Origin of the sequence: Mycobacterium sp. (genome assembly GCF_049683935.1) — a bacterium.
Lineage (GTDB): Bacteria > Actinomycetota > Actinomycetes > Mycobacteriales > Mycobacteriaceae > Mycobacterium.
Map to the genome: position 1 here is coordinate 1 of NZ_JBAUJR010000399.1, position 3,933 is coordinate 3,933.

Consider the following 3,933-nt stretch of genomic DNA (forward strand, 5'->3'; position numbering starts at 1 on the left):
GAACGCGGTGCCGTTGCGGGTGGGGTGGGTGTCCAGGGGGGCGTCGTCGACGACAGTCATGGCGTCCTCAGGCTCGGCGAGATTGTGTGCTTATGCGCGGCGATGAGCCGAATAGTGCTGGCGCACAATGCCAGTGCTCATCACACTGGAAGGCTAACACCGCCTCGACCCTGATCTTGGGTGCGGCGACCACCGGAAATGGCAGGGCCCCGGGGCTAATGACCGGAGGAGTGCGAGCCGCCGGCATTGCCGAACGGCGGCTCTTCGGACTCGATCTCTGGGATCGCGCCGAAGGTCTGCTCGACGCCGCCGGGGGCGTCGTAGATCTTGTCCTCGGGGAAGATCGCGGGATCCCGCTTTGTACCTTCCCCGCCACCCTTACCGCCGCCGTTCATGCCGTGCATCGGCATCATCGGCATCATCGGCATCCGGCTGCCCGCGGCCCCTGCCGGCGATCCACCACCGGGTGCCTGCAACGCGCTGCCCTGCAATGCGCTGGACGTGTTCATGGGGGTCACCGGGGTCTCCAGGCCGGCCGGGATCGTGGTGCCGGGGTCCATACCTCCTCCGCCGCCGCCACCGCCGCCGAATCCGCCGCCGGCGCCACCGAGACCGTCGAGCCCAAGGTCCGGAGTTTCGGTCGCGGCCTTTGTGGCCTGCTCGGCGACCTTGCCGACGAGCTGGCCCACCTGCTCGCCAGCCTTGCCGACCGCCTCGCCCACCTTGCTGGTGATCTGCTGCAGCTGCTGCATGAGTTGCTGCGGGATCTGCATGCCGGCCTGCATGCCCATCTGCATCATCTGCTGCATCATCTGCTGCGATTGATCGCCGCCGAGCATCTCCTCGGCCTTGGCTTTGGCTTCCTGATCGATGGACTCAGGATCGAGCTGACCGGGGACATCCGAGCCGGCCAACCCCTGTCCCGGGGTGCCGGTGTTTTCGAACCCGGCCGCGTTCTTCGCGTCCTGATTCTGGATTCCCGTCATGGCACCCTGCGTCGTCTGATTGAGGTCTTGCGCACCGCTGGACAGCGCTGGCCCGGCCGGCGAGAGGCCAGTTTGCAGGCTGCCGGTGAGCATGGAGATCTGGCTGCCGACGGGGCTGGACGCACCAGGCGGGGACAGCGCCGAGGACACGCCGCTGGACAGGTCAGATGCCGCCTGCTGGCCCTGCTGCCCCATTGAATCGGACCCACCTCGGAAGGCCGGCACCTCAAATCCCATCGGTTGCCCCATGCGGTCAGTTTAGCTGCGGGAATGCCCCGAAGCGGTCGCCGATTGAAGACGCTTCAATTCCTGGAAGTCCTCAGCTCACCAGTCACCGCGTGCAAACCGTCCTCGGGCCCGGCCGGATGGTCAGCTATTGGCCATGCCCTAAGTGCGGGCGGTGACAGTCGGCCGGTTCACCGCTGTGGCTGTCGGGTCGATCAGGGCCAGGAGGGCGTGGCGGGCGTCGAGGTCGTTGGGGTCGTCGTGCAGCTCGTCGCAGGCGATCCGAATCCGGCGGGTGAGGTTCCGCTCATCCAAAGCAGGCGTGGATTGTCGGAGGAGATCGCGGGCGTTGGCTTGGGCCACGGGGTCCAGGGGTGAGCAGTACAGGTCGTCGCAGGCCACTTTGATCTGTGTGGTGTGTGGGTCGGACATGGACCGCTCCCTCTGGGACGTCGCGCAGTGCAATCTGTACTTGCAGCGTACAACATGCTGCGGTTGCATTGCAGGTGTGGCTGCATTGATGGTTGCCACCAAGGCGATACTGTCGACGGCGTGGCGTTCGATGACCTGTCCGATGATGCGCTGGCCGCAGCATCGAACGCTGTCGCACAGGCCGCCCTGAACGCCGCTCGGCTGGAAGCCACCGAGCGATTGCTAGCTGGCCCAGGTGCCGGTGCCGGCACCAACGCCGAGGATGCTCTGGCTGTTCTCTTGGCCGCAGACCACACAGACCCTCGATACGAACTTCTGCACGCGTTCGAGAAGCCGTGGTCACTCCTAGTGGTGCGGATCCTCGCGCCAGTGTGCGATCCCGCGCCTGCGATTGAAGATGCCCGCCGCCGCGGTGTCACGGTCCCGGCTATCGCCAGGACGCTTGGCGTCTCGCATCAGGCGATCTACTCGCGGTATGCCGAGATCGTCCGCCGTCGCTGAAACAACGTTTCTTCGTTTCACCTTTTCGGCTGCGGCCACCGGTTCCGCTCAATCTTCGGCACTGTCCGTCGACGTTGCGAGTTCGACTGCGGTGCGCCAGCCGGGATCGACTGGGGCGTCGTGGGCGGGGATGGTGATCGTGGCTTCCCCGGTGAGCGTGCGTGACGTCCTGGTGGTCGCCGGCTTGGGTTCACGCGGCACGAGGTCGTGGCGGATGACGAGGAGACCGCGCTCTTCGAGTGAGGCCAAGGTGCGGCCCTGCTGGTTGTAGGCGGCGTGGCCGTCGATAAGGAAGACCGGGTAGGTGGCGTGGCCGCGGCGCGCCATGTTGGGGAATTCGTGGCCGTATTGCACGCGGCCTTGCTTGACGAGTTCGAGCGCTTCTTGCTGTCGCACACTTAGTTTCGCGGTCTTCATGGGTTCCTCGCGGGGTTAGACGGGGGTGATGTCGATGAGGTTGTCGAGGCCTTGGAGGTCGGCGGCGTTGCGGGTGTAGAGGCGGGCGGAGTGGGCGTGTGCGGTGGCGGCGATGAGGAGGTCCATGGCGCGGGCGCGGGGTTGGCGGCCGGCGTCGACGACGGCTGCGGCGAGCTGTCCGTAGCTGGTGGCGACGGCCTGGTCGACGGGGATGGGGTCGAAGTCCTGCTGCAGTTTGAGGAGGCGGCGGAGGCGTTCGGCGCGGATTGGTTGTGTCTTGGCGACGAGGACGCCGAAGTGTATCTCTGCCATGGTGATTGCGCTGACGGCGAGGTCGCCTTCGAGGGGTTGGAGGTCGGTGGCGATGACGACGCTGGTGTCGAGGATGGCTTTCATCGTGTCGTCCAGGGGTCGGTGATCTGCTGGTCGATGAGGTCGCGGTCGGTGTCCCAGTCGGTGTCTGCGGGTCCGTTGAAGAGGTCGGCGACGTCGGTCCACTGGCGCCAGGTGTTGGGGTTGGCCGGGACGAGGCGGGCGCCGGGGCGGCCGGAGACGGTGATGGTGATTTCCTCGCCGTCTTGGACGCGGCGCACGAGGTCGGATGCGTTTTGGCGCAGTTCGCGGACTCCCACAGTTTCCATACCCGCACGGTAGCACATGTGCTACATTCGGGGTATGGCATTGCAGGAGTTGCTGTTTGGATGCGTCGACTTACGAGGCCTCGACGACGAGGGTGCGCTGCAGTGGCGCGCCGATGGTTTCTTCCGCGCGCAGCGCTGCGATGGCGTGACGGTGCGCGGTGTGGCCAGTGACGCCGAAGCCGTGGCCGAGCTGCTGCGCCGGGGCGGGGTGTTGGAGGCTGATGGGCCGGTGTACCGGGCCCGGCCCAATCACGAGGTGGCCGACTTCGGGTGGACGTCGGAGGCGTCCGAGGCGGCGACCAACCTTGATGCGGATTTCGCGCGGCAGCTGGGCGCCGGTCGGCCGGAGGGTCTGGTGGAGCAGCTGAGGGCGGTGGCGGCCGGGATTCCGGGCAGCGCTGGTGAGCGGGAGGTCCTCGCGCGGGTCCGGGCGGCGGAGTTGAATGCGGCTGCGCCGCAGGTGGGTTCGCATCGGGTGTTCATGCCGCCGTTCAACGATGCTGATGCCGGCGCGCTCGGTGTCGCTGATGCGGCGACGCGTGGGTGGGCGACGTGGGCGGAGTGGGTGCCGGCGCGGTTGTTGACGTCGACGAACGGCGAGGTCTGGGGTGACATTGACCGGAATCCGCGGCGGGACACGATCGTGCAGGTGGCCGAGTGGCTGCGCGCCGCGGTCGCGGGTGGGACGGTTGATGGGTGGCTGGCTGAGATGTTCGCGCACGATCCGATGC

General features: G+C 67.0%; 7 protein-coding genes. 2 read left to right on the forward strand and 5 right to left on the reverse strand.

Going from position 1 to position 3,933, the window contains the following annotated elements; translation table 11 throughout:
• Window positions 1-215 precede the first annotated feature (215 nt).
• Both WA965_RS22695 and WA965_RS22700 read right to left on the reverse strand, forming a co-directional pair.
• A complete protein-coding gene (locus WA965_RS22695) occupies window positions 216-1,079 on the reverse strand; it encodes a hypothetical protein (RefSeq protein ID WP_526448101.1) in 864 nt (287 codons plus the stop codon).
• Between the two features lie 294 nt (window positions 1,080-1,373).
• Window positions 1,374-1,643 carry a hypothetical protein gene (locus tag WA965_RS22700; RefSeq protein WP_526448102.1) on the reverse strand — a complete coding sequence of 90 codons (270 nt, stop codon included), beginning with the start codon at window positions 1,641-1,643 and terminating at the stop codon, window positions 1,374-1,376.
• 120 nt (window positions 1,644-1,763) lie between these two features.
• On the opposite strand from WA965_RS22700, the gene WA965_RS22705 reads away from it, so the two are divergent.
• A complete protein-coding gene (locus WA965_RS22705) occupies window positions 1,764-2,144 on the forward strand; it encodes a hypothetical protein (protein ID WP_046361181.1) in 381 nt (126 codons plus the stop codon).
• Window positions 2,145-2,192: 48 nt separating this feature from the next.
• On the opposite strand, the gene WA965_RS22710 is transcribed toward WA965_RS22705, so the two are convergent.
• Genes WA965_RS22710 through WA965_RS22720 form a run of 3 tightly spaced genes read right to left on the reverse strand, consistent with a single transcriptional unit; the run spans window position 2,193 to window position 3,202 of the window.
• The gene (locus WA965_RS22710; protein ID WP_076056773.1) at window positions 2,193-2,561 is read right to left on the reverse strand and encodes a hypothetical protein; all 369 of its coding nucleotides are present in this window, start codon (window positions 2,559-2,561) and stop codon (window positions 2,193-2,195) included.
• Window positions 2,562-2,576: 15 nt separating this feature from the next.
• Window positions 2,577-2,957 (reverse strand): type II toxin-antitoxin system VapC family toxin, encoded by a 381-nt coding sequence (locus WA965_RS22715; RefSeq protein ID WP_076056775.1) that lies wholly within the window; start codon window positions 2,955-2,957, stop codon window positions 2,577-2,579.
• Window positions 2,954-3,202, reverse strand: a complete 249-nt coding sequence (locus tag WA965_RS22720; RefSeq protein ID WP_076056777.1) for a type II toxin-antitoxin system Phd/YefM family antitoxin — start codon at window positions 3,200-3,202, stop codon at window positions 2,954-2,956. The genes WA965_RS22715 and WA965_RS22720 overlap by 4 nt, the downstream gene beginning before the upstream one ends.
• 34 nt (window positions 3,203-3,236) lie before the next feature.
• Here WA965_RS22720 and WA965_RS22725 point away from each other — a divergent pair.
• The coding region (locus WA965_RS22725) for a hypothetical protein (protein ID WP_526448103.1) at window positions 3,237-3,933 on the forward strand (697 nt) is incomplete at its 3' end.